The organism is Lysinibacillus sp. FSL K6-0057 (assembly GCF_038630885.1).
Taxonomy (GTDB): domain Bacteria; phylum Bacillota; class Bacilli; order Bacillales_A; family Planococcaceae; genus Lysinibacillus; species Lysinibacillus fusiformis_F.
In genome coordinates this window covers 97,824-124,379 of the sequence record NZ_CP152047.1, presented here as the reverse complement: position 1 = coordinate 124,379, position 26,556 = coordinate 97,824, and the positions used below count along the sequence as shown (strand labels likewise).

Sequence of the window (26,556 nt, the reverse complement as noted above, 5' to 3'; positions counted from 1 at the left end):
TGGATAAACGTGCATTGAATGGTTCAAACGTTTTGGTTAAGTCCTCGATCGATTAGTATTCGTCAGCTCCATGTGTCACCACACTTCCACCTCGAACCTATCTACCTCATCGTCTTTGAGGGATCTTACTTACTTGCGTAATGGGAAATCTCATCTTGAGGGGGGCTTCATGCTTAGATGCTTTCAGCACTTATCCCGTCCACACATAGCTACCCAGCGATGCCTTTGGCAAGACAACTGGTACACCAGCGGTGTGTCCATCCCGGTCCTCTCGTACTAAGGACAGCTCCTCTCAAATTTCCTACGCCCACGACGGATAGGGACCGAACTGTCTCACGACGTTCTGAACCCAGCTCGCGTACCGCTTTAATGGGCGAACAGCCCAACCCTTGGGACCGACTACAGCCCCAGGATGCGATGAGCCGACATCGAGGTGCCAAACCTCCCCGTCGATGTGGACTCTTGGGGGAGATAAGCCTGTTATCCCCGGGGTAGCTTTTATCCGTTGAGCGATGGCCCTTCCATGCGGAACCACCGGATCACTAAGCCCGTCTTTCGACCCTGCTCGACTTGTAGGTCTCGCAGTCAAGCTCCCTTGTGCCTTTACACTCTACGAATGATTTCCAACCATTCTGAGGGAACCTTTGGGCGCCTCCGTTACCTTTTAGGAGGCGACCGCCCCAGTCAAACTGTCCGCCTGACACTGTCTCCTGCCCCGCTAAGGGGCATGGGTTAGAATTTCAATACAACCAGGGTAGTATCCCACCGACGCCTCCTTCGAAGCTGGCGCTCCGAGATCTCTGGCTCCTACCTATCCTGTACAAGTTGTACCAAAATTCAATATCAGGCTACAGTAAAGCTCCACGGGGTCTTTCCGTCCTGTCGCGGGTAACCTGCATCTTCACAGGTACTATAATTTCACCGAGTCTCTCGTTGAGACAGTGCCCAGATCGTTACGCCTTTCGTGCGGGTCGGAACTTACCCGACAAGGAATTTCGCTACCTTAGGACCGTTATAGTTACGGCCGCCGTTTACTGGGGCTTCAATTCGCAGCTTCGCTTGCGCTAACCACTCCTCTTAACCTTCCAGCACCGGGCAGGCGTCAGCCCCTATACGTCACCTTACGGTTTTGCAGAGACCTGTGTTTTTGCTAAACAGTCGCCTGGGCCTATTCACTGCGGCTCTCATGCGCTTGCACGCTCAAGAGCACCCCTTCTCCCGAAGTTACGGGGTCATTTTGCCGAGTTCCTTAACGAGAGTTCTCTCGCACACCTTAGGATTCTCTCCTCGACTACCTGTGTCGGTTTGCGGTACGGGCACCTCTCACCTCGATAGAGGCTTTTCTTGGCAGTGTGAAATCAGGAACTTCGTCCATACGGACTCGCCATCACAGCTCAACGTTACAGTGTGCGGATTTGCCTACACACACGCCTTACTGCTTGGACGCGCATATCCAACAGCGCGCTTACCCTATCCTACTGCGTCCCCCCATTTCTCAAACGGTGAGGAGGTGGTACAGGAATATCAACCTGTTGTCCATCGCCTACGCCTATCGGCCTCGGCTTAGGTCCCGACTAACCCTGAGCGGACGAGCCTTCCTCAGGAAACCTTAGTCATACGGTGGACGGGATTCTCACCCGTCTTTCGCTACTCATACCGGCATTCTCACTTCTAAGCGCTCCACCAGTCCTTCCGGTCTGACTTCAACGCACTTAGAACGCTCTCCTACCACTGACATCGTAGATGTCAATCCACAGCTTCGGTGAATCGTTTAGCCCCGATACATTTTCGGCGCAGCGTCACTCGACCAGTGAGCTATTACGCACTCTTTAAATGATGGCTGCTTCTAAGCCAACATCCTGGTTGTCTGTGCAACGCCACATCCTTTTCCACTTAACGATTACTTTGGGACCTTAGCTGGTGGTCTGGGCTGTTTCCCTTTTGACTACGGATCTTATCACTCGCAGTCTGACTCCCGTGTATAAATATCTGGCATTCGGAGTTTGTCTGAATTCGGTAAACCGGGATGGCCCCCTAGTCCAAACAGTGCTCTACCTCCAGTATTCTCATCACGAGGCTAGCCCTAAAGCTATTTCGGAGAGAACCAGCTATCTCCAAGTTCGATTGGAATTTCTCCGCTACCCACACCTCATCCCCGCACTTTTCAACGTGCGTGGGTTCGGGCCTCCAGTAAGTGTTACCTCACCTTCACCCTGGACATGGGTAGATCACCTGGTTTCGGGTCTACGACCACGTACTATTTCGCCCTATTCAGACTCGCTTTCGCTGCGGCTCCGCCTTCTAAAGCTTAACCTCGCACGTAATCGTAACTCGCCGGTTCATTCTACAAAAGGCACGCTATCACCCATTAACGGGCTCTAACTACTTGTAGGCACACGGTTTCAGGATCTCTTTCACTCCCCTTCCGGGGTGCTTTTCACCTTTCCCTCACGGTACTGGTTCACTATCGGTCACTAGGTAGTATTTAGCCTTGGGAGATGGTCCTCCCGGATTCCGACGGAATTTCACGTGTTCCGCCGTACTCAGGATCCACTCAGGAGAGAACGAACTTTCGACTACAGGGCTTTTACCTGCTCTGGCGGACCTTTCCAAGTCGCTTCATCTAACTCGCTCTTTTGTAACTCCGTATTGAGTGTCCTACAACCCCAAGAGGCAAGCCTCTTGGTTTGGGCTCTTCCCGTTTCGCTCGCCGCTACTCAGGGAATCGATTTTTCTTTCTCTTCCTCCAGGTACTTAGATGTTTCAGTTCCCTGGGTCTGCCTTCAAGACGCTATGTATTCACGTCAAGATACTACGCGATTAAACGTAGTGGGTTCCCCCATTCGGAAATCTCCGGATCAAAGCTCACTTACAGCTCCCCGAAGCATATCGGTGTTAGTGCCGTCCTTCTTCGGCTCCTAGTGCCAAGGCATTCGCCGTGCGCCCTTAATAACTTAACCAAGTTATTAAGCCTATAAAAAAACTTAAAAAATAAATGTGTTTGTTACAATTTCAATGTCGTTTTATCCAGTTTTCAAAGAACAAAAAAATGGTGGAGCCTAGCGGGATCGAACCGCTGACCTCCTGCGTGCAAGGCAGGCGCTCTCCCAGCTGAGCTAAGGCCCCAAGAGGTATATATGGTGGGCCTAAATGGACTCGAACCATCGACCTCACGCTTATCAGGCGTGCGCTCTAACCAGCTGAGCTATAGGCCCTCTTAGAAGTTTTATTATATTTCATAAACCTTCAAAACTGAACGCAAAACGTAATCTTACAAACCCAAGGTTTGTATTCCGAAATAATCCTTAGAAAGGAGGTGATCCAGCCGCACCTTCCGATACGGCTACCTTGTTACGACTTCACCCCAATCATCTATCCCACCTTCGGCGGCTGGCTCCAAAAGGTTACCTCACCGACTTCGGGTGTTACAAACTCTCGTGGTGTGACGGGCGGTGTGTACAAGGCCCGGGAACGTATTCACCGCGGCATGCTGATCCGCGATTACTAGCGATTCCGGCTTCATGTAGGCGAGTTGCAGCCTACAATCCGAACTGAGAACGACTTTATCGGATTAGCTCCCTCTCGCGAGTTGGCAACCGTTTGTATCGTCCATTGTAGCACGTGTGTAGCCCAGGTCATAAGGGGCATGATGATTTGACGTCATCCCCACCTTCCTCCGGTTTGTCACCGGCAGTCACCTTAGAGTGCCCAACTAAATGATGGCAACTAAGATCAAGGGTTGCGCTCGTTGCGGGACTTAACCCAACATCTCACGACACGAGCTGACGACAACCATGCACCACCTGTCACCGTTGCCCCCGAAGGGGAAACTATATCTCTACAGTGGTCAACGGGATGTCAAGACCTGGTAAGGTTCTTCGCGTTGCTTCGAATTAAACCACATGCTCCACCGCTTGTGCGGGCCCCCGTCAATTCCTTTGAGTTTCAGTCTTGCGACCGTACTCCCCAGGCGGAGTGCTTAATGCGTTAGCTGCAGCACTAAGGGGCGGAAACCCCCTAACACTTAGCACTCATCGTTTACGGCGTGGACTACCAGGGTATCTAATCCTGTTTGCTCCCCACGCTTTCGCGCCTCAGTGTCAGTTACAGACCAGATAGTCGCCTTCGCCACTGGTGTTCCTCCAAATCTCTACGCATTTCACCGCTACACTTGGAATTCCACTATCCTCTTCTGCACTCAAGTCTCCCAGTTTCCAATGACCCTCCACGGTTGAGCCGTGGGCTTTCACATCAGACTTAAGAAACCACCTGCGCGCGCTTTACGCCCAATAATTCCGGACAACGCTTGCCACCTACGTATTACCGCGGCTGCTGGCACGTAGTTAGCCGTGGCTTTCTAATAAGGTACCGTCAAGGTACAGCCAGTTACTACTGTACTTGTTCTTCCCTTACAACAGAGTTTTACGAACCGAAATCCTTCTTCACTCACGCGGCGTTGCTCCATCAGGCTTTCGCCCATTGTGGAAGATTCCCTACTGCTGCCTCCCGTAGGAGTCTGGGCCGTGTCTCAGTCCCAGTGTGGCCGATCACCCTCTCAGGTCGGCTACGCATCGTCGCCTTGGTGAGCCGTTACCTCACCAACTAGCTAATGCGCCGCGGGCCCATCCTATAGCGACAGCCGAAACCGTCTTTCAGTGTTTCACCATGAGGTGAAACAAATTATTCGGTATTAGCCCCGGTTTCCCGGAGTTATCCCAAACTATAGGGTAGGTTGCCCACGTGTTACTCACCCGTCCGCCGCTAACGTTCGTCCTGAGCCAGGATCAAACTCTCCATAAAAGAAATTTGATTAGCTCAAATTGTTTTGCTGGCATCAATTTTGATGTCCAAAATTTTTGTTTCGTTCACTCGCCGAAGCTAGCTACTTAAAACTTTATTGATTACGTTTTGCTTGTTCAGTTTTCAAGGTTCATAAATTGACTTGGTGGAGCCTAGCGGGATCGAACCGCTGACCTCCTGCGTGCAAGGCAGGCGCTCTCCCAGCTGAGCTAAGGCCCCATAATTTATAGGAAATGGTCGGGAAGACAGGATTCGAACCTGCGACCCCTTGGTCCCAAACCAAGTGCTCTACCAAGCTGAGCTACTTCCCGTTGTTCTTTTGGCGCGCCCGACAGGAGTCGAACCCATAACCTTCTGATCCGTAGTCAGACGCTCTATCCAATTGAGCTACGGGCGCATTAAAATGGTGCCGAGGACCGGAATCGAACCGGTACGGTAGTCACCTACCGCAGGATTTTAAGTCCTGTGCGTCTGCCAGTTCCGCCACCCCGGCACATTTGGAGCGGAAGACGAGGTTCGAACTCGCGACCCCCACCTTGGCAAGGTGGTGTTCTACCACTGAACTACTTCCGCATGTGCATAAGTTTTTTATCTGGCAATGAAAATAATGGTGCGGGTGAAGGGAGTCGAACCCCCACGCCTTGCGGCGCTAGATCCTAAGTCTAGTGCGTCTGCCAATTCCGCCACACCCGCTTATTATTATTTCAAAAATGGTGAGCCATGAAGGACTCGAACCTTCGACCCTCTGATTAAAAGTCAGATGCTCTACCAACTGAGCTAATGGCTCGAAAAAATGGTGCCGGCTATAGGAATCGAACCCACGACCTACTGATTACAAGTCAGTTGCTCTACCTGCTGAGCTAAACCGGCATATGGTGGAGGATGACGGGCTCGAACCGCCGACCCTCTGCTTGTAAGGCAGATGCTCTCCCAGCTGAGCTAATCCTCCTGGGTACTATGCCTAGCGACGTCCTACTCTCACAGGGGGAAGCCCCCAACTACCATCGGCGCTAAAGAGCTTAACTTCCGTGTTCGGTATGGGAACGGGTGTGACCTCTTTGCCATCATCACTAGACTTTTTAAAAGACAAGATTTATTATAACATATTTCATTATAAATGCAAGCTTTTTTCAAAACTTTCTTGTTCTTTCAAAACTGGATAAACGATGCATTGAATGTTTCAAACTTTTTTGGTTAAGTCCTCGATCGATTAGTATTCGTCAGCTCCATGTGTCACCACACTTCCACCTCGAACCTATCTACCTCATCGTCTTTGAGGGATCTTACTTACTTGCGTAATGGGAAATCTCATCTTGAGGGGGGCTTCATGCTTAGATGCTTTCAGCACTTATCCCGTCCACACATAGCTACCCAGCGATGCCTTTGGCAAGACAACTGGTACACCAGCGGTGTGTCCATCCCGGTCCTCTCGTACTAAGGACAGCTCCTCTCAAATTTCCTACGCCCACGACGGATAGGGACCGAACTGTCTCACGACGTTCTGAACCCAGCTCGCGTACCGCTTTAATGGGCGAACAGCCCAACCCTTGGGACCGACTACAGCCCCAGGATGCGATGAGCCGACATCGAGGTGCCAAACCTCCCCGTCGATGTGGACTCTTGGGGGAGATAAGCCTGTTATCCCCGGGGTAGCTTTTATCCGTTGAGCGATGGCCCTTCCATGCGGAACCACCGGATCACTAAGCCCGTCTTTCGACCCTGCTCGACTTGTAGGTCTCGCAGTCAAGCTCCCTTGTGCCTTTACACTCTACGAATGATTTCCAACCATTCTGAGGGAACCTTTGGGCGCCTCCGTTACCTTTTAGGAGGCGACCGCCCCAGTCAAACTGTCCGCCTGACACTGTCTCCTGCCCCGCTAAGGGGCATGGGTTAGAATTTCAATACAACCAGGGTAGTATCCCACCGACGCCTCCTTCGAAGCTGGCGCTCCGAGATCTCTGGCTCCTACCTATCCTGTACAAGTTGTACCAAAATTCAATATCAGGCTACAGTAAAGCTCCACGGGGTCTTTCCGTCCTGTCGCGGGTAACCTGCATCTTCACAGGTACTATAATTTCACCGAGTCTCTCGTTGAGACAGTGCCCAGATCGTTACGCCTTTCGTGCGGGTCGGAACTTACCCGACAAGGAATTTCGCTACCTTAGGACCGTTATAGTTACGGCCGCCGTTTACTGGGGCTTCAATTCGCAGCTTCGCTTGCGCTAACCACTCCTCTTAACCTTCCAGCACCGGGCAGGCGTCAGCCCCTATACGTCACCTTACGGTTTTGCAGAGACCTGTGTTTTTGCTAAACAGTCGCCTGGGCCTATTCACTGCGGCTCTCATGCGCTTGCACGCTCAAGAGCACCCCTTCTCCCGAAGTTACGGGGTCATTTTGCCGAGTTCCTTAACGAGAGTTCTCTCGCACACCTTAGGATTCTCTCCTCGACTACCTGTGTCGGTTTGCGGTACGGGCACCTCTCACCTCGATAGAGGCTTTTCTTGGCAGTGTGAAATCAGGAACTTCGTCCATACGGACTCGCCATCACAGCTCAACGTTACAGTGTGCGGATTTGCCTACACACACGCCTTACTGCTTGGACGCGCATATCCAACAGCGCGCTTACCCTATCCTACTGCGTCCCCCCATTTCTCAAACGGTGAGGAGGTGGTACAGGAATATCAACCTGTTGTCCATCGCCTACGCCTATCGGCCTCGGCTTAGGTCCCGACTAACCCTGAGCGGACGAGCCTTCCTCAGGAAACCTTAGTCATACGGTGGACGGGATTCTCACCCGTCTTTCGCTACTCATACCGGCATTCTCACTTCTAAGCGCTCCACCAGTCCTTCCGGTCTGACTTCAACGCACTTAGAACGCTCTCCTACCACTGACATCGTAGATGTCAATCCACAGCTTCGGTGAATCGTTTAGCCCCGATACATTTTCGGCGCAGCGTCACTCGACCAGTGAGCTATTACGCACTCTTTAAATGATGGCTGCTTCTAAGCCAACATCCTGGTTGTCTGTGCAACGCCACATCCTTTTCCACTTAACGATTACTTTGGGACCTTAGCTGGTGGTCTGGGCTGTTTCCCTTTTGACTACGGATCTTATCACTCGCAGTCTGACTCCCGTGTATAAATATCTGGCATTCGGAGTTTGTCTGAATTCGGTAAACCGGGATGGCCCCCTAGTCCAAACAGTGCTCTACCTCCAGTATTCTCATCACGAGGCTAGCCCTAAAGCTATTTCGGAGAGAACCAGCTATCTCCAAGTTCGATTGGAATTTCTCCGCTACCCACACCTCATCCCCGCACTTTTCAACGTGCGTGGGTTCGGGCCTCCAGTAAGTGTTACCTCACCTTCACCCTGGACATGGGTAGATCACCTGGTTTCGGGTCTACGACCACGTACTATTTCGCCCTATTCAGACTCGCTTTCGCTGCGGCTCCGCCTTCTAAAGCTTAACCTCGCACGTAATCGTAACTCGCCGGTTCATTCTACAAAAGGCACGCTATCACCCATTAACGGGCTCTAACTACTTGTAGGCACACGGTTTCAGGATCTCTTTCACTCCCCTTCCGGGGTGCTTTTCACCTTTCCCTCACGGTACTGGTTCACTATCGGTCACTAGGTAGTATTTAGCCTTGGGAGATGGTCCTCCCGGATTCCGACGGAATTTCACGTGTTCCGCCGTACTCAGGATCCACTCAGGAGGGAACGAACTTTCGACTACAGGGCTTTTACCTGCTCTGGCGGACCTTTCCAAGTCGCTTCATCTAACTCGCTCTTTTGTAACTCCGTATTGAGTGTCCTACAACCCCAAGAGGCAAGCCTCTTGGTTTGGGCTCTTCCCGTTTCGCTCGCCGCTACTCAGGGAATCGATTTTTCTTTCTCTTCCTCCAGGTACTTAGATGTTTCAGTTCCCTGGGTCTGCCTTCAAGACGCTATGTATTCACGTCAAGATACTACGCGATTAAACGTAGTGGGTTCCCCCATTCGGAAATCTCCGGATCAAAGCTCACTTACAGCTCCCCGAAGCATATCGGTGTTAGTGCCGTCCTTCTTCGGCTCCTAGTGCCAAGGCATTCGCCGTGCGCCCTTAATAACTTAACCAAGTTATTAAGCCTATAAAAAACTTAAAAAATAAATGTGTTTGTTACAATTTCAATGTCGTTTTATCCAGTTTTCAAAGAACAAGTTTTGAAGCATTTCATTCAGAAGAATGAACCTTCAAAACTGAACGCAAAACGTAATCTTACAAACCCAAGGTTTGTATTCCGAAATAATCCTTAGAAAGGAGGTGATCCAGCCGCACCTTCCGATACGGCTACCTTGTTACGACTTCACCCCAATCATCTATCCCACCTTCGGCGGCTGGCTCCAAAAGGTTACCTCACCGACTTCGGGTGTTACAAACTCTCGTGGTGTGACGGGCGGTGTGTACAAGGCCCGGGAACGTATTCACCGCGGCATGCTGATCCGCGATTACTAGCGATTCCGGCTTCATGTAGGCGAGTTGCAGCCTACAATCCGAACTGAGAACGACTTTATCGGATTAGCTCCCTCTCGCGAGTTGGCAACCGTTTGTATCGTCCATTGTAGCACGTGTGTAGCCCAGGTCATAAGGGGCATGATGATTTGACGTCATCCCCACCTTCCTCCGGTTTGTCACCGGCAGTCACCTTAGAGTGCCCAACTAAATGATGGCAACTAAGATCAAGGGTTGCGCTCGTTGCGGGACTTAACCCAACATCTCACGACACGAGCTGACGACAACCATGCACCACCTGTCACCGTTGCCCCCGAAGGGGAAACTATATCTCTACAGTGGTCAACGGGATGTCAAGACCTGGTAAGGTTCTTCGCGTTGCTTCGAATTAAACCACATGCTCCACCGCTTGTGCGGGCCCCCGTCAATTCCTTTGAGTTTCAGTCTTGCGACCGTACTCCCCAGGCGGAGTGCTTAATGCGTTAGCTGCAGCACTAAGGGGCGGAAACCCCCTAACACTTAGCACTCATCGTTTACGGCGTGGACTACCAGGGTATCTAATCCTGTTTGCTCCCCACGCTTTCGCGCCTCAGTGTCAGTTACAGACCAGATAGTCGCCTTCGCCACTGGTGTTCCTCCAAATCTCTACGCATTTCACCGCTACACTTGGAATTCCACTATCCTCTTCTGCACTCAAGTCTCCCAGTTTCCAATGACCCTCCACGGTTGAGCCGTGGGCTTTCACATCAGACTTAAGAAACCACCTGCGCGCGCTTTACGCCCAATAATTCCGGACAACGCTTGCCACCTACGTATTACCGCGGCTGCTGGCACGTAGTTAGCCGTGGCTTTCTAATAAGGTACCGTCAAGGTACAGCCAGTTACTACTGTACTTGTTCTTCCCTTACAACAGAGTTTTACGAACCGAAATCCTTCTTCACTCACGCGGCGTTGCTCCATCAGGCTTTCGCCCATTGTGGAAGATTCCCTACTGCTGCCTCCCGTAGGAGTCTGGGCCGTGTCTCAGTCCCAGTGTGGCCGATCACCCTCTCAGGTCGGCTACGCATCGTCGCCTTGGTGAGCCGTTACCTCACCAACTAGCTAATGCGCCGCGGGCCCATCCTATAGCGACAGCCGAAACCGTCTTTCAGTGTTTCACCATGAGGTGAAACAAATTATTCGGTATTAGCCCCGGTTTCCCGGAGTTATCCCAAACTATAGGGTAGGTTGCCCACGTGTTACTCACCCGTCCGCCGCTAACGTCGAAGGAGCAAGCTCCTTCTCTGTTCGCTCGACTTGCATGTATTAGGCACGCCGCCAGCGTTCGTCCTGAGCCAGGATCAAACTCTCCATAAAAGAAATTTGATTAGCTCAAATTGTTTTGCTGGCATCAATTTTGATGTCCAAAATTTTTGTTTCGTTCACTCGCCGAAGCTAGCTACTTAAAACTTTATTGATTACGTTTTGCTTGTTCAGTTTTCAAGGTTCATTTCGTAACCATCTTTCGACAGCAACTTTTATATTATAACATTTCTTCATTTCGTTGTCAACACTTTTTCTAAAAAGTTATTCAAAAATTATCAGAGACAACTTTTATATTATATTATAATCATTTATTTCTGTCAACATCTTTTTTCAAATTCATTTTTGAAGCTCGATGTTGTTAATTGCGTTGTCTTAACGACAAGTAATAATTTATCACGTTATAAAAAACTTCGCAAGTGTTTTTTACACAAATTCTATTTTATTTTAATAAAATTGATTTTATAAGCTATTTTTTGCATTTACGAGAGTTTTAATTATCGTATTCTCGTTTCTTACTTAATTATTTGTTTTACTATACATCTCTTTCTATTAAATCTCAACATTTAAAATTAAAATACTAATAATTTTATAGCTCTTAAAGTTGGTAGTTGTAGCTAACAAAATCATTACTTTATATAAGAGATCATTCTTTTACAGATGTCCTTCTTCCTTGATAAAAACTACAAATCATACAAAACCGTTTATTCCTTCATAATAACTATAACTGTAACTACAATCTATGTTACTTCAATCCCAACCTAAAATAAGCAGGCGCTAAAGTACGTCTTCTGTACTTTAGCGCCTGCTTATTTCTAAGATGCCCCTATTTTATGTCATTACTTTGAGGATCGACTATGTTTAAGCACCATAAGAAATTATCCCATGCGGAATACCAGCCACTGAAGATTTCAGAAGAATCATCCCAACGAACTTCAAATTTCTTGTGGCCATCTATTTCCACTAAATATAAGGTAAGCGTCTCGTCTTTTTTAGCAACGACTAATTTCATACCATGCTCGAGCTCTTCCTCCGTAAATGGAACATCGGAAACAGAACGTAATTGTGCCTGTTCAAATACTTGTTTGTTAATAATTTTGTAATTCATTATAAGCCCCCAATAAAATACTTCTTTTTTATACTTATTGTATTGAAAAACATAGAACTATAAAAGTATAACCTAAATTTAATCAACGTTTAAACAACTTAATTTTTTTCATTGAACAAAAAGAAGAGAATTCACTTATCTTGTGAATTCTCCTCTTCATACATTACTGCTCTTTTATAGCTCTATGAAAAACCTACACTACAATTTACTATTTTGTAATATGACGCATTGTTGGGAACAATAATACATCACGAATTGATGGTGAATTTGTTAGTAGCATGATTAAGCGGTCAATACCGATACCTAGACCACCTGTTGGAGGCATACCGTATTCTAATGCTTCAATGAAATCATTGTCCATTTCATGTGCCTCATCATTACCTGCTTCTTTTTCTGCTAATTGCGCTTCAAAGCGTTGGCGTTGGTCGATTGGGTCATTTAACTCCGTGAAGGCATTTGCATGTTCACGACGAACGATGAATAACTCAAAGCGATCTGTAAAACGCTCGTCCTCTGGATTTTTCTTCGCAAGAGGTGAGATTTCTACTGGATGACCAAATACGAATGTAGGCTGTACAAGTGTCTCTTCTACTTTCTGTTCAAAGAATTCATTGATAATATGACCTACTTCATGAACATCCTTCACTTCTACTCCATGCTCTTTAGCAAGCGCTTGTGCTTGTTCTTTTGTCATTGGCTGCCAGAAATCTACACCCGTTGCCTCTTTTACAGCATCTACCATGTGAACTCGTTTCCAACCTACCGCAAGATTAATTTGATCTTCTCCATATTGAACTGTTGTTGTACCTAGAACTTCTTGGGCAACATGTGCAATAAGGTTTTCAGTTAGAGACATGATATCTTGATAATCAGCATATGCTTCGTATAGTTCAATCATTGTAAATTCAGGGTTGTGGCGTGTAGAAATTCCTTCATTACGGAACACACGTCCGATTTCGTAAACTTTCTCTAAACCACCAACGATTAAACGTTTTAAGTGCAATTCGATGGCAATTCGCATATATAATTCCATATCAAGTGCATTGTGATGCGTAATAAATGGACGAGCAGCTGCGCCACCAGCAATTGTGTGAAGCATTGGTGTTTCTACTTCTAAGTATCCAGCATTATCTAAATAATTACGGATTGCACGGATAATTTTAGAACGAGTGATAAATGTTTTTTTGCTATCTTCGTTTGTCATTAAATCTAGGTAACGTTGGCGATAACGTTGCTCAACATCCTGTAAGCCATGGAATTTCTCTGGCATAGGACGTAGCGCTTTTGTCAGGAACGTGAATTCCTCAGCCTTTACAGAAAGTTCTCCCACTTGTGTACGGAATACGTTACCGCGCACACCTACGATGTCTCCTAAATCAGCTTGTTTAAATAATTCATACGCTTCTTCGCCTACATGATCTTGGCGAACATAAATTTGAATTTGACCACTTAAATCCTGAATATGCGCAAATCCAGCTTTTCCTTTACCACGTTTCGTCATAATACGGCCCGCAATAATAACCTCTTGAAGGTTTTCCTCAAGCTGCTCTTTTGTTTGATCTGCAAATTGCTCACGTACTTCTGTGGATAAATGTGTACGCTCAAAACGGCTTCCAAATGGATCTTGTCCGTTTTCTAGTATAGTTGTCATCTTTTGGCGTCTCACCAATAGTTGATCATTTAATTCTTCTATATTTGACACTTGTTTCACTCCTTAAGTAAATTGTCCGCGTTTACGTCCATAATATTTCTATTGTACACAATTTTAGTGCTGTAATCATCTGTTTCAGTTTATTTTCAACCTAATACAAAATAATTAATAATTCGAAAAATTTAAGTTGCAGCTAAAAGGCGTCTCTACCAAATTGTAGAGATGCCCATCATGTATCTATATAATTAATTCTTTGGCTTCTGGAACAATCAATTTAGATTCGCTTTCTTCATACTCCTGTACAAGACCATTTAACAATGCGCGAAGCTCTGCCGCAGTTTCAGTTTGGTTAATAGCATTGCGTGCTTTACCATTGCCGCGAATCCCTTTTAAATACCATGATGCATGTTTACGCATTTCCCGAACTGCAATTCCTTCTCCTTTTAATTGAAGAAGTCGTTCAAAGTGTAATAGACATACATCCATTTTTTCACGTACACCTGGTTCTTCTTTTAATTCACCTGTTTCTAGGTATTGAACCGTACGGTAGATCATCCATGGATTACCTAAAGCAGCACGTCCAATCATTACTGCATCTACACCTGTAGTTTCAAGCATGCGTTTCGCGTCTTGTGGTGTTTCCACGTCCCCATTACCAAGCACAGGAATGCTGACATTTTCCTTCACTTGACGAATGTAATCCCAGTTCGCTTTACCTTCATACATTTGTACACGTGTACGACCATGAACTGCTACTGCAGATGCACCTGCCCGCTCCACAGCTTGGGCATTTTCAATTGCAAAAATATGCTCTTCGTCCCAGCCAATACGCATTTTTACGCTAACTGGTTTTTTGACGGCATCCACAACAGCCGCTACCATTTCATATACTTTATCTGGATTAAGTAGCAAGCGTGCACCCGCTTCACATTTTATGATTTTATTAACAGGGCATCCCATGTTGATATCAATAATATCAGCAGTTGTATTTTCATCCACATATTTCGCTGCTTCCACTAAGGTTGCTTTATCCCCACCAAAGATTTGCAATGACAGAGGATTTTCACGTTCATCGATATAAAGCATACCTAATGTTTTTTCATTTTTTTGAACAATGCCCTTATCACTAATCATTTCAGCGTATACGAGACCTGCACCAAACTCCTTAACCGTTAATCGGAAAGCAGAGTTACAAATCCCAGCCATTGGCGCTAATACTACTCGATTGTCCATGACAATATCGCCAATTTGAAATGGCTTCTCTGTTGACTGACCCAACGTTTTTCTTCCTCCTCTATAGGCTTTACCTATTTTTCTCTAGCTATCGTTAATGCTATACGCTGATAATTCATTCCTACACCATTACTTAATTCACCGTTGAAGGTTCATTAAAAAGTTTCCAGAAGATCACGCCTTCCTTTTCACAATCCATTTGCTGTAACAGAACATGCGCTTGTTGTAGCTGTTCATCCAGTGGTGATGGTGTAATCTCTACAAGTGGTACTAGGACGAATGCTCGCTCATACATTCTTGGATGAGGAACAATTAAGTTCTCCGTTTCAATATTCTCTTGATTGTAAAGTAAAATGTCAAGGTCAATAACCCGTGGGCCCCAGCGGAATTCTCTTACACGCCCTAATTCCTGTTCGATTGCTTGGCAAATCTTCAACATCTCAGTAGACGATATATCTGTTTTTAGATGAACAGCTATATTTAAAAAATCTGCCTGGTCCGTGTAACCTACAGCTGCTGTTTCATAAACAGATGAAACACGGATTAGCTCAATTTCCTTCTTTTCCTTTAAAAGGGCTACTGCGTGCTGAAGATTTTCATATCTCTCTCCCATATTTGTTCCGATAGATAAATAGACATCCTTCATTAGAAATCACCTCTCGTTACCTCAACAGAGACCTCTTTGTAATAACCATGAATGGGTGGGTCTGGTTTAATGAGCTCTACACGAACGCCCTCTACTTTATCCGGATAGGTTGCTAAAATTACATTCGCTATTTTCACAACAAGAGCCTCAATAAGCTTAAACGGTTCGCCTTCTACAATATCACGACATAACGCATATACCTCTGCATAATTAACTGTATAAGAAAGATCATCCGTTTCCCCAGCTTTTGTCATATCTACTGCAAGCGAAACATTTGCTCGGAAGCGTTGACCTAGAGTCGTTTCCGCGGCTAACACACCATGATAGCCATAAAACTGCATGTCCTTTAAATGAATATAATCCATCAAGCTTCCTCCTTAAACAAACGTTTACCCACTAATACATCCGCCATATGTGTTGTACGCGCCATTTCCTTTACATCGTGAACTCTGATCATATGACAGCCCTTTTCAATTCCATAAGCCACCGTTGCACTTGTCCCTTCAAGACGCTCCTCAACAGGTAGCTTTAAAACATTACCAATCATTGATTTACGTGATGTTGCTAATAATACCGGATAGCCCATAGCCACTAATTCCGTTAAGTGTTGCATCATAGCTATATTTTGTGCAGTATTTTTAGCAAAGCCAATACCTGGATCTAAGATGATATGATGATCAGGGACTCCAGCTTGCTGTGCGATGGCAATACTTTTTTCTAAATCTGCCTTTGCAGTCGTCCAAAAATCAATGCCATAATCCATATTTTCACGATTATGCATTAAAATGATAGGAACATGTAAATCTGCAGCCACCTGAGCAATTTCTGGTTCTGCTTTCGCTCCCCAAATATCATTGATGATATGTGCGCCCGCTTCAATTGCAGCACGCGCTACACTTGCTTTATACGTATCAACAGAAATAACGGCCTTTACTTCTTTTGCCAATGCTTGAATAACAGGCACAATGCGTGCAATTTCTTCTTCATCTGAAATTCGTTCATACCCTGGACGTGTAGATTCCCCACCTACATCAATGATTTTTGCTCCTTCAGCTACCATTTTTTTCGCTTGAGCAACAGCAGCCACCACATTGTTATACTTTCCTCCATCAGAGAAGGAGTCTGGTGTAACATTTAGAATCCCCATAACAAATGTTTCTTGTGTATAGTCTAATGTAATACCATTAATCGTTAATGGTTTCGTATATTTTTCTAGCATGTAAACGCTCCTTTATCCTTGCTCCACTTCTTGAATAAATGCCCCATGCAAAAGCGAATAAATAGGTCCTTTATTGCCAAAAAATCGCTGGTTCTCCAAGCTACTAATAGGCACAAGCTCTTGTACTGAATTGGTAATGAAGCATTCCGCACTTTGTAGTAAGTCTTCTTTTGTATAAAAGCCTTGCTGTACTTCGATATCTAGCACATTGGCCTTCTCTATAACCCATGCACGAATAATCCCTGGTAAAATACCTGTCTCCAAGGAAGGCGTATATAGTATATCATTTTTTACCCAAAAAACATTTGATGTCACACCTTCAGCCACATAGCCTTGTTCCGTTAAAAAGAAACCTTCTTGTTTGGCCAGTGATGGTATTTCAAAGCGACCAAGTACGTTGTTGCCATAATGATGTGATTTAACTCGTACCCCTTGTTCAGGTGTATTGCGTGTTGTAGTAAGCCATTGTGCAATCTTTTCAGTACCACGCGGTGTGTCCTGAAGTTCCTTGCGAAAAATGATGACATTGGGTTGCCTATATTCTGTTGGCTGTAATCCAATATTATGCTCTCCAGCGGATACATTTAAACGGAAGTAGCCATCCTGACCGCCTGCCAGTTGATTTAGTTGTTGTACAACCTCAAGTAATACATTTTCAGAATAGGTTAAATGAATGTGATATTGTGATAAAGCATGCTGTAATCTTTCCATATGTTCTTCCCAGCAGAATACCTGACCCCTATATGTTCGGAACGTTTCAAAAAATCCCAAACCGTATAAAAACCCATGATCAAATGGCGAAATTCGCAAATCCTGGGCCGCCATATAGTTTCCATTCATCCAGCACTGCATCTATTTCACTCCTTCTACATACATCTCTATAAATTGGCGAAGAAGTTTTTTCCCTTGCTCCGTCATAATGGATTCTGGATGATATTGTACACCCTCAATTGGATATTCCTTATGACGAAGACCCATAATTTCTCCCTCTTCTGTCCAAGCTGTTACTTCTAGACACGCTGGTAATGTCTCCTTTTCTACAATAAGAGAGTGATAGCGAGTTGCTTGGAATGGATTTGGTATACCTTTATGCAAACCTACTTCTGCATGCAGCACGGGTGATGTCTTACCATGCATTAGACGTTCCGCTCGTATGACATTGCCACCAAACACCTGTGCAAGTGCCTGATGTCCAAGGCAAACCCCTAAAATCGGAATATTTCCCGCGAAATATTTAATAATGTTCAGGCTTTCACCCGCCTCATTCGGACTACAAGGTCCTGGAGAAATAACAATCATATCGGGTGCAAGTTGTTCTATTTCCTCTACTGTCATAACATCATTACGTTTCACAACTATCTCATGACCAAATTCACCCAAATATTGGACGATGTTATAAATAAATGAATCATAATTGTCGATCATTAAAATCATTTTGCTCGCTCCTCTGCCATTGCCTTCGCCTGCCACATTGCCTTCGCTTTGTTTAAAGATTCCTGATACTCTCTTTCGGGAACAGAGTCAATGACAATGCCTGCGCCAGCCTGAATATGCGCAACCCCATCTTTTATAAATGCTGTACGGATCACAATATTAAACTCCATATCACCGGTAAAGCCTAGCCAGCCGATTGAGCCTGTATATAAACCACGTCGTACAGGCTCCAATTCTTCAATAATTTCCATAGTGCGGATCTTTGGCGCTCCTGTAATTGTCCCACCTGGGAACATTGCGCGAATAACATCTGCATTCGTTTTGCCTTCTGCTATTTCTCCACGCACATTCGAAACGATATGCATGACATGTGAATAGCGCTCAATGACCATAAACTCATCCACTTCCACTGTTCCATAGGTCGATACTCGGCCTAAATCATTACGCTCTAAATCCACTAACATTACATGCTCAGCACGCTCTTTTTCATTATCAATTAACTCCTGAGCCAATGTTAAATCTTCCACTTCGGTTTTTCCTCTTGGTCGAGTACCCGCAATTGGTCTCGTCGACAACTCATTGCCTTGACGCTTGACTAATAACTCTGGTGATCCAGAAACAACAGCAAAATCAGGTGCTTCAATATAAGCCATATATGGTGACGGATTAAACGCTCGAAGTGCCTCATAGACATCCATTGCAGTTGCATTTAGGTTCTTAGACTGACGAACAGATAAATTCACCTGAAAGACATCACCTTGCGCGATATACGTTTGTATTTTTTTAACCGCTGCCTCGAAATCAGCTCCTGCAAATGAAACAAGTAATTCGTTCTCATCATTCATAACTTCTGTAGCATTTGTTTTTTCAAATTTGCGCGCGCCTAATCCAGCCTGTGCTGCAACATGCCAGTTGTTAGCCCATTCTTCCAAGTTGACCTCATTATCTTCTAGCTTCATAAGTGTCACTGTATTTGTTTTCACATCATGTACTGCCCAACAATCAAAAATATAATAATAGATATCTGGTACTTGTAGGTCATCTATTGCCGTATTAGGAAGCTCCTCAATTTTACGGGCATAATCATACGCAACGAATCCAATAGCCCCTCCCTGAAAAACAGGAAGCTCTGCATTATAAGTAACCCGATATTCCGCCACAAGCTCTTCCAATAAGTCGAGGGACTCGCCTTGTAAAACTTCTTGTCTACCATTTCTCCAATTTACTAAAAGCCCACCCTCTACTGATTGTGCGATAGCTAATGGATTCCACGCTGCTATTGAAAAATGTCCACCACGTCCACTTTCTAAAAACACATGTGCTTGCTGAGTCTCTGTCTGCTTTTTATAGCTATAAAAAAATGAATCTGCATCCATCGTTAATGTTTTCGTAAGTATTGTCTTCAAGTTATTTTCCCCTTTAAACATATGATGTGATTCCATCTTAACTTGATTATTACATAGAAGCGAATATTTTTATAATTTTCATAGTGTCCATTTTTTTGCATTAAAAAGGACTCCTTTTATAAAGGAGCCCTTACATAAAAAACTTTAATTAGTCTTCAAATTGATATAAAGGTGTTGATAGGTAACGCTCACCGTTAGAAGGCACAATAGCAAGAACATTCGAACCCTTGCCTAAACGTTTTGCCGCTTCAATTGCAGCATAGATTGCAGCACCAGATGAAATACCACATAGGATTCCTTCTTCACGTGCTACTTTACGTGCTACTTCAAAAGCAACCTCATTTTCAACAGGGAATACTGAAGAATAGACTTCCGTATCTAAAACGGCTGGTACAAATCCAGCGCCAATTCCTTGAATTTTATGTGGCCCTGGTTGACCACCAGAAAGAACTGGTGAATCTTTTGGCTCAACAGCAATGATTTCAATGCTTGGATACTTTTCTTTTAAGACAGCACCCGCACCAGTGATTGTACCACCTGTACCAACACCAGCTACAAATGCATCAAGTGTTAGGCCATCAAATGCTTCTACAATTTCAGGACCTGTTGTTAGACGGTGAATTACTGCGTTCGCTGGATTCGTAAACTGTTGTGGCAGGAAGTAGCCATGCTCTGCAGATAGTTCTTCTGCTTTAGCAATTGCCCCCTTCATACCCGCTGGACCAGGCGTTAACACAAGCTCTGCACCATAAGCACGCAATAAATTACGACGCTCTAAGCTCATTGTTTCTGGCATAACTAAAATGGCTTTATAACCTTTAGCAGCAGCAATCATTGCAAGACCAATACCTGTATTACCAGATGTCGGCTCAATAATTGTACCACCAGGTTTTAATGTCCCGTCTTTTTCCGCAGCTTCGATCATCGCTAAAGCTAAGCGGTCTTTTACTGAGCTTCCTGGATTAAAATATTCTAATTTTACATACACAGTACCTTCATTTTCACTTGTTGCATGATTTAATTTTACAATTGGTGTTTTACCAACTAATTCAGCTACCGAATTTGCTAATCTACTCATTTACTAATCCACTCCCAATCCCTACTATTTTTATAGGTTTTACTTATTTTGTATTTTATCAATTTTTCCATTCGATTGTCAATAAATAAAGCATATATTTTCAGAATATTTATCATTGCGTTGAAAAGGAAAAACTTTATCATCGGCTAAAGAAAAAGAATCTGCATCTATTGGGTAAATCACTACGAATGCCTGTAAGTTTGATCAGACTCATTTTACCCCGCAAAACCTGCAGACTCTTTCATGTATTATTTTTCTTTTTTAGACTCTCCATAATACCAAGTAGCATTAAATTCAGACCAAAATGCTTCTGGCGTAACAGATTGCGGCAATTGCTCTAAAGCTAATTCACGCTCAATATGTTCTTTCACATCGTCATATGTAAAGGATTGTCCTTCTAATACCTCTTGCACTTGAACAATGCCATAATGACCATTATCTAACTTAAAGGCTTTACTTACCTCATTTGCCTTTATCGATTTCACAGCATTAATAATTGCAGGGTCTACATTTTCCTGATTTTCTGTAAGGAAACCAATATCCCCTCCTAAACTCGCTGAAGCACTATCAACAGAAATTTCTCGTGCCAGCACTGTAAAATCAGAGCCATTTTTTAATTCACCCAGTGCCTCATCAGCAGCTTTTTTTGAATCGACCTCAATAAAATTCGTACGATAGCTTGTTTTTGTATTATATAAGCCTTGATTTTCCTCATAATACTTTTCAACGTTTTCTTCCTCTATCACTACATCTTTCGTGAGTACCTTATCCAATATAAGCTGTGATCGAATCTTTTGGCGTAGTTGCTCTGCCGAAAGATTTTGCATGGCTGTATCATACAAATCTTGAGCAGATCGCATTAACGCTAATTCCAGATCAATTTCTTTATCAGTAACTTTAATTTTATATGTTTTTGCGGCCTTTTCCATTACCGTTTCATTTACTAAATTTTGGAGTGTTTCTTTACCATATCGTTCTTCCATAGCAATCATCCACTCTTGGCGTGTGATAACATCCCCGTCAATGGCAGCGACTTGTTCGTCGCTACCAATTTCCTGACCTTTGTTCGGGATCAACCAACTAATGAACCATAATACATTTCCTAATAACAAAACGGCTATGACAGCTAAAGCAGGCTTTGTCTTTAAACGACGTTGCAATAAAGGAGTTTGGTTTGGTGTTACATTGGTTGAAGGTCGCCGATTACGCGTTGAGCTCATCGATAAACCCTTCTAGCTCATCTTTAGAAAAGCTATATGTCTCTAAGCAGAAGTGACATTGTGCCTCTGCACCGCCGTCCTCATCAATCATTTCTCTAATCTCTGCAGTTCCTAGACCTAAAATTGCCGCACCAAACCGCTCTTTTGAACATTGACATTTAAATTCAACTGGCATGGAATCTAAAATTTGTAGATGTCCATTTCCTAATACAGCTTCTAAAATTTGCTCTGGTGTAAAGCCTTTTTCAATCATTTTGGAAACAGGCTCTATTGTAGCAAGGTGTTGCTCAATTTCAGTTATCGTTTCTTCCTCACAACCTGGCATTAATTGAAGTATAAATCCGCCAGCTGCAAGAATAGTGTTGTCTGGATTAACTAATACGCCTAAACCTACAGATGATGGTACTTGCTCAGATGTAGCAAAATAATAAGTAAAATCTTCAGCAATTTCGCCTGAAACAATTGGTGTTTGTCCTGAAAACATATCTCTTAAACCAAGGTCTTTAACAATTGTAAGAGCACCTTCTGTTCCAACACCTGCTCGAACATCTAGCTTACCTTGCTCGTTTAAATCAAAGTGTACATGAGGGTTTGTCACAAATCCACGCACTTCTCCATGTGCATTACTATCAATTACCATTGGGCCAATTGGACCGTTGCCTTCAATTTTAATAGTAATTTTCTCTTCACCTTTTAGCATGGCTCCCATCATAACTGCCGCTGTCATTGAACGACCTAAAGCTGCTGATACAACTGGCCATGTATCGTGACGGCGTTGCACTTCTCCTACTGTGGCTGTTGTACGTGCTGCAAACACACGAACTTGTCCATTAAATCCTAAACCTCTTACTAAATAATCACTCATAAATGGAATGTCCCTCATTTCCTATTGGTTACGTTTATAGAGCTTATATAAACCCTTTAACGTTAAAAATGGATCTACAACATCTATAATTTGTGTCTCCCCTGCAATTAGATTTGCTAATCCACCTGTAGCAATAACTAATGGCTCCTCTTTACTTTGTGCTTTTATACGATTAACAATGCCCTCAACTTGCCCGACAAAGCCATAAAAAATTCCCGCCTGCATGGCAGAAACGGTCGTTTTCCCCACGATATGTGTAGGTCGAACGATTTCAATACGCGGCAATCTTGCAGCCTGTGTATAAAGAGCCTCTGTAGAAATAGTGATGCCTGGCGCAATAGCTCCCCCCATGTAATCGCCCTTTTCGTTCAAATAACAATAGGTTGTTGCTGTCCCAAAATCAACTATGATACAAGGGGCCTTATATAAATCTAGAGCTGCTATGGCATTCACTATGCGATCAGACCCAACCTCACGTGGATTTTCGTATTTAATATTTAAACCCGTTTTTACACCTGGTCCTACTACCAAAGGCTTTTTTCGAAAATACTTCTGGCACATCGCCTCTAGGGAAAACATAATTGGTGGCACAACTGAGGATATAATAATGCCTGTTATTTGTTCAAATGAAATGCCTGCATGATTAAAAAAGGAAAGAACTTGCATGGCATATTCATCTTCTGTTTTATGAAGATCCGTCACCATACGCCAATGGAAGGCTAATTGATCGTTGTCATCATAGACACCTAAAACAATATTTGAATTCCCTGCATCTAAAACTAAAATCAAAAATGACACCTCCCATATCGTCATTGTAACTTTCGCAATCCCCATATTACAACATTCTCTCTAACTGGAATGAGGATAAAACACTTTAGAAAATGATACCATACTTTTTATCTTGATTCAGCAGATGTTGTTTGTACTGTAGGGGGCATGCTAGGTACAGCATCGTCTACTACAAATGGAGATCAAAACTATATTGTTTCATCCTTCCATAAAAAGAGGCACCTAAATATGGCCGCCTCTCTTAAGATCATTTGAAATTAAATTTTTCTGGATCTGGACCACAACGCAGTCCATCGTTCATTGCATCCAACTGTGTCATTTCCTGCTCAGTTAACGCAAAGTCAAAAACAGCTAGGTTTTCAGTCATACGTGCAGGTGTCATCGTTTTTGGAATCGTGACAACATCATGTTGTACATCATAGCGTAATACAATCTGTGCAGGCGTTTTGCCGTATTTAGCGGCTAGCTCTTGAATCAAAGTTTCTTCCAGTAGAGAACCATTCATCAACGGAGACCATGCCTCCACCTGTATCCCCTTATCCTTACAGTAAGCACGTACTTCCTCCTGTGTTAAGTGCGGATGGAATTCAATTTGATTAATAACAGGGACGACAGTCGTTGCCTTCAAAAGGCTTTCTAAATGGTGTACGTGGAAATTACTAACTCCAATTGAACGTACTCGACCATCTTGGTAAATCTTTTCTAGCGCTTTATAAACCTCAAGATAATTTTGGTCTATTCCAGGCCAATGTACTAAATATAAATCCAAATAGTCTAATCCTATTTTTTCTAAACTGCTGTCATATGCCGCAAGTGTTTCTTCATAGGAAAGTCCATCGTTCCAAACTTTTGATGTGATAAATAATTCTTCACGAGTTACTATGCCTTCTTCAATGGCTGCTCGTATCCCTCGTCCAACACTTTCCTCGTTGCGATATACTTGTGCTGTATCAATACTACGATAACCTTTTGCTATAGCTGTTTTAACTGCTTCAGCTAGGTCATCTCCTTCGGGTACTCGAAAAACACCATAACCAACCAACGGCATTTTAAGTCCATTATTCAATACAACATTTCCCATGCGTATACACTCCCATCTGTTTTAGCTAACAAATACCACATCACTCTATCCTAAATATAGATCGTTGCAGCTTGTCTTTTTTACTACTTTATCCTAATGCTTATTAGCAAGAAAAGGCAAAGAAAAAGACTGCTTACTGAACTAGTAAACAGTCTTCCCTATTTTTAATCACGTTTTTCATCGATACCCTTAGGTGCATCATTTGGTTCTTTACGTTCTTTTGCTAGATCCAAAGTTGTTGGATTTGGCTCTTTACTTAATAGCTCTTTTTCAACAACTGGTTCGCCAATAGTATCTAATGTAGGCTTTGCTTCAATCTTTGGAGTGTTCTCCTCAATTTTTTCTACAGCCTCTGGTTCTGGTAATACACCATGATCACGTAAATGCTCAATTTCCTGTGCATTTAATGTTTCTTTTTCCATTAGTGTATTGGCAATTAAATCAAGCAGGTGACGCTTTTCCGTAAGGATACGCTTAGTACGCTCATATTGTGTATCAATAATTTTTTGCATTTCTTTATCAATTTCATAGGCGATTGAATCAGAATAGTTCTGGTCAGAATTAAAGTCGCGGCCAAGGAATACATTACCACCTTGACTTGAACCAAATTGCATTGCGCCAAGATTCTCACTCATTCCGTATTCAGTAACCATAGCACGGGCAATGCTTGTTACCTTTTGGAAATCGTTATGCGCTCCAGTAGAAACTTCACCAAGAACAATTTCTTCAGCTACACGACCACCAAGAAGACCTGCAATACGATCTAAAAGCTCTTGTTTGGTAGTAAAGAAGCGCTCTTCCTTCGGTAACATAATCGCATATCCACCAGCTTGCCCACGAGGAACAATTGTTACTTTGTGTACTGTATCAGCCTCATCTAGTTCAAGACCAACGACTACGTGGCCAGCTTCATGGAAGGATACTAGTTTCTTCTCTTTGGCAGAATATACACGACTGGCTTTTGCAGGACCAGCGATTACTCGGTCTGATGCTTCATCGATATCTGCCATATTAATAGTGCGTTTACTTTTTCGAGCCGCTACAAGCGCTGCCTCGTTTAGTAAGTTTTCTAAATCCGCACCTGAGAAACCTGGTGTACGTTGAGCAACAGCTGCTAAATCAACTGTATCTGCTAAAGGCTTATTGCGTGCATGTACTTTAAGAATTGCCTCACGTCCTTTTACATCAGGATGCCCTACTGTAATTTGACGGTCAAAACGACCTGGACGTAATAATGCTTTATCTAAAATATCTGGGCGGTTTGTTGCGGCAATGATAATAATCCCTTCATTGGCACCGAAACCATCCATTTCAACTAATAACTGGTTTAATGTTTGTTCACGCTCATCATGACCTCCACCGAGACCAGCACCACGTTGACGACCTACTGCATCAATCTCATCGATAAAGATGATACATGGAGCATTTTTCTTAGCATTTTCAAATAGATCTCGAACACGTGAAGCCCCAACACCGACAAACATTTCTACGAAGTCAGAACCTGAGATAGAGAAGAATGGAACGCCTGCTTCACCTGCTACTGCTCGTGCAAGTAATGTTTTACCTGTACCTGGAGGACCTACAAGTAAGATACCCTTTGGAATACGGGCACCAATTTCAGTGAATTTGCGGTGGTCTTTTAAGAATTCTACCACTTCGACAAGTTCTGCTTTCTCTTCATCAGCACCTGCTACATCTGTAAAACGTACTTTTTTCTTTTGATCATCATACAGTTTAGCTTTACTTTTACCAAAGCTCATCACTTTATTACCGCCACCTTGAGATTGACTCATTAGGAAGAAGAATAAGAAAATGATGATAATGAAAGGAATAATTCCTGTGAAGAATTGAATCCATCCACTTGTTTCTGGTGCTGCTAAAAAACTAATATTACTATTTTTATCCTTAGCAGCCTCATCGATGCGGTCCATTAAAGATTGGTTTTCACGAGGGATGTTTAAAGTAAAACTTTCCCCTTTTTCATACCCCTTCAGTGTTCCTTCAACGACGTAAACTGATTTATCAGGTTGAATTGTAGCACTTGTTATTTCTTTCTTATCTAGAGCTTCTTGAAACTCATGATAAGTTAATTCTTTCGTTGGTGAATTTCCACCATTGAAAGTACCAAAAATACCGATAATCACTAGGAAAATCAGTAGATAGAATATGGTATATCGAAATATTCGATTCATCTCCAGCCTCCTCATTACAAACAGAAAAATTATAAGTA

General features: G+C 43.8%; 15 protein-coding genes, 11 tRNA genes and 5 rRNA genes. All 31 read right to left on the bottom strand.

Annotated features, from left to right (window positions below; all coding sequences use genetic code 11):
* Positions 1-32 precede the first annotated feature (32 nt).
* Positions 33-2,960 (bottom strand): 23S ribosomal RNA (locus MHB40_RS00625).
* Between the two features lie 90 nt (positions 2,961-3,050).
* Positions 3,051-3,126, bottom strand: a tRNA-Ala gene (locus MHB40_RS00620).
* Between the two features lie 12 nt (positions 3,127-3,138).
* Positions 3,139-3,215 (bottom strand) — tRNA-Ile (locus MHB40_RS00615).
* Positions 3,216-3,309: 94 nt separating this feature from the next.
* Positions 3,310-4,800: ribosomal RNA gene (locus MHB40_RS00610) — 16S ribosomal RNA — on the bottom strand.
* A 143-nt stretch (positions 4,801-4,943) separates the two neighbouring features.
* A tRNA-Ala gene (locus MHB40_RS00605) sits at positions 4,944-5,019 on the bottom strand.
* 15 nt (positions 5,020-5,034) lie between these two features.
* A tRNA-Pro gene (locus tag MHB40_RS00600) sits at positions 5,035-5,111 on the bottom strand.
* A gap of 9 nt (positions 5,112-5,120) precedes the next feature.
* Positions 5,121-5,197 (bottom strand) — tRNA-Arg (locus MHB40_RS00595).
* Between the two features lie 7 nt (positions 5,198-5,204).
* Positions 5,205-5,293: transfer RNA gene (locus MHB40_RS00590), tRNA-Leu, on the bottom strand.
* A gap of 5 nt (positions 5,294-5,298) precedes the next feature.
* Positions 5,299-5,373 (bottom strand) — tRNA-Gly (locus tag MHB40_RS00585).
* A 35-nt stretch (positions 5,374-5,408) separates the two neighbouring features.
* Positions 5,409-5,493, bottom strand: a tRNA-Leu gene (locus MHB40_RS00580).
* An 18-nt stretch (positions 5,494-5,511) separates the two neighbouring features.
* A tRNA-Lys gene (locus MHB40_RS00575) sits at positions 5,512-5,587 on the bottom strand.
* A 7-nt stretch (positions 5,588-5,594) separates the two neighbouring features.
* Positions 5,595-5,670 (bottom strand) — tRNA-Thr (locus MHB40_RS00570).
* A 3-nt stretch (positions 5,671-5,673) separates the two neighbouring features.
* Positions 5,674-5,749, bottom strand: a tRNA-Val gene (locus MHB40_RS00565).
* A gap of 10 nt (positions 5,750-5,759) precedes the next feature.
* Positions 5,760-5,875: ribosomal RNA gene (gene rrf, locus MHB40_RS00560) — 5S ribosomal RNA — on the bottom strand.
* A gap of 115 nt (positions 5,876-5,990) precedes the next feature.
* Positions 5,991-8,918: ribosomal RNA gene (locus tag MHB40_RS00555) — 23S ribosomal RNA — on the bottom strand.
* 180 nt (positions 8,919-9,098) lie between these two features.
* Positions 9,099-10,650 (bottom strand): 16S ribosomal RNA (locus MHB40_RS00550).
* The 16S, 23S and 5S rRNA genes sit together here with 11 tRNA genes alongside, the layout of an rRNA operon.
* A 772-nt stretch (positions 10,651-11,422) precedes the next feature.
* Positions 11,423-11,704 carry a hypothetical protein gene (locus tag MHB40_RS00545; RefSeq protein ID WP_205446384.1) on the bottom strand — a complete coding sequence of 94 codons (282 nt, stop codon included), beginning with the start codon at positions 11,702-11,704 and terminating at the stop codon, positions 11,423-11,425.
* Positions 11,705-11,912: 208 nt separating this feature from the next.
* Positions 11,913-13,415, bottom strand: coding sequence for a lysine--tRNA ligase (gene lysS, locus MHB40_RS00540; protein WP_342442149.1), 1,503 nt, complete (start codon positions 13,413-13,415; stop codon positions 11,913-11,915).
* 177 nt (positions 13,416-13,592) lie between these two features.
* Positions 13,593-14,633, bottom strand: a complete 1,041-nt coding sequence (dusB, locus tag MHB40_RS00535) for a tRNA dihydrouridine synthase DusB (protein WP_205446382.1) — start codon at positions 14,631-14,633, stop codon at positions 13,593-13,595.
* Between the two features lie 88 nt (positions 14,634-14,721).
* A complete protein-coding gene (gene folK / locus MHB40_RS00530; RefSeq protein WP_342442148.1) occupies positions 14,722-15,234 on the bottom strand; it encodes a 2-amino-4-hydroxy-6-hydroxymethyldihydropteridine diphosphokinase in 513 nt (170 codons plus the stop codon).
* Complete coding sequence (gene folB, locus MHB40_RS00525) at positions 15,234-15,599, bottom strand: dihydroneopterin aldolase (RefSeq protein WP_342442147.1); 366 nt, start codon at positions 15,597-15,599, stop codon at positions 15,234-15,236. The genes folK and folB overlap by 1 nt, the downstream gene beginning before the upstream one ends.
* Entirely contained in the window at positions 15,599-16,453 is an 855-nt protein-coding gene (gene folP / locus MHB40_RS00520) for a dihydropteroate synthase (RefSeq protein ID WP_342442146.1), read from the bottom strand. Before folP ends, folB begins: the two co-directional genes overlap by 1 nt.
* Before the next feature lie 12 nt (positions 16,454-16,465).
* Positions 16,466-17,305 (bottom strand): aminodeoxychorismate lyase, encoded by an 840-nt coding sequence (gene pabC / locus MHB40_RS00515; protein WP_342442145.1) that lies wholly within the window; start codon positions 17,303-17,305, stop codon positions 16,466-16,468.
* Complete coding sequence (gene pabA, locus MHB40_RS00510) at positions 17,306-17,887, bottom strand: aminodeoxychorismate/anthranilate synthase component II (protein WP_342533693.1); 582 nt, start codon at positions 17,885-17,887, stop codon at positions 17,306-17,308.
* Positions 17,884-19,314 (bottom strand): aminodeoxychorismate synthase, component I, encoded by a 1,431-nt coding sequence (gene pabB, locus MHB40_RS00505; protein WP_342534739.1) that lies wholly within the window; start codon positions 19,312-19,314, stop codon positions 17,884-17,886. Before pabB ends, pabA begins: the two co-directional genes overlap by 4 nt.
* A 127-nt stretch (positions 19,315-19,441) precedes the next feature.
* Entirely contained in the window at positions 19,442-20,371 is a 930-nt protein-coding gene (gene cysK / locus MHB40_RS00500; RefSeq protein ID WP_205446375.1) for a cysteine synthase A, read from the bottom strand.
* A gap of 248 nt (positions 20,372-20,619) precedes the next feature.
* A complete protein-coding gene (locus MHB40_RS00495) occupies positions 20,620-21,591 on the bottom strand; it encodes a peptidyl-prolyl cis-trans isomerase (RefSeq protein ID WP_342533692.1) in 972 nt (323 codons plus the stop codon).
* Entirely contained in the window at positions 21,575-22,456 is an 882-nt protein-coding gene (gene hslO, locus MHB40_RS00490; RefSeq protein ID WP_009373570.1) for an Hsp33 family molecular chaperone HslO, read from the bottom strand. Before hslO ends, MHB40_RS00495 begins: the two co-directional genes overlap by 17 nt.
* Positions 22,457-22,477: 21 nt before the next feature.
* A complete protein-coding gene (locus tag MHB40_RS00485; RefSeq protein WP_004229137.1) occupies positions 22,478-23,245 on the bottom strand; it encodes a type III pantothenate kinase in 768 nt (255 codons plus the stop codon).
* Positions 23,246-23,492: 247 nt separating this feature from the next.
* Complete coding sequence (locus MHB40_RS00480) at positions 23,493-24,326, bottom strand: aldo/keto reductase (protein ID WP_342533691.1); 834 nt, start codon at positions 24,324-24,326, stop codon at positions 23,493-23,495.
* A gap of 164 nt (positions 24,327-24,490) precedes the next feature.
* Entirely contained in the window at positions 24,491-26,518 is a 2,028-nt protein-coding gene (gene ftsH / locus MHB40_RS00475) for an ATP-dependent zinc metalloprotease FtsH (RefSeq protein ID WP_333006334.1), read from the bottom strand.
* Positions 26,519-26,556: the final 38 nt, after the last annotated feature.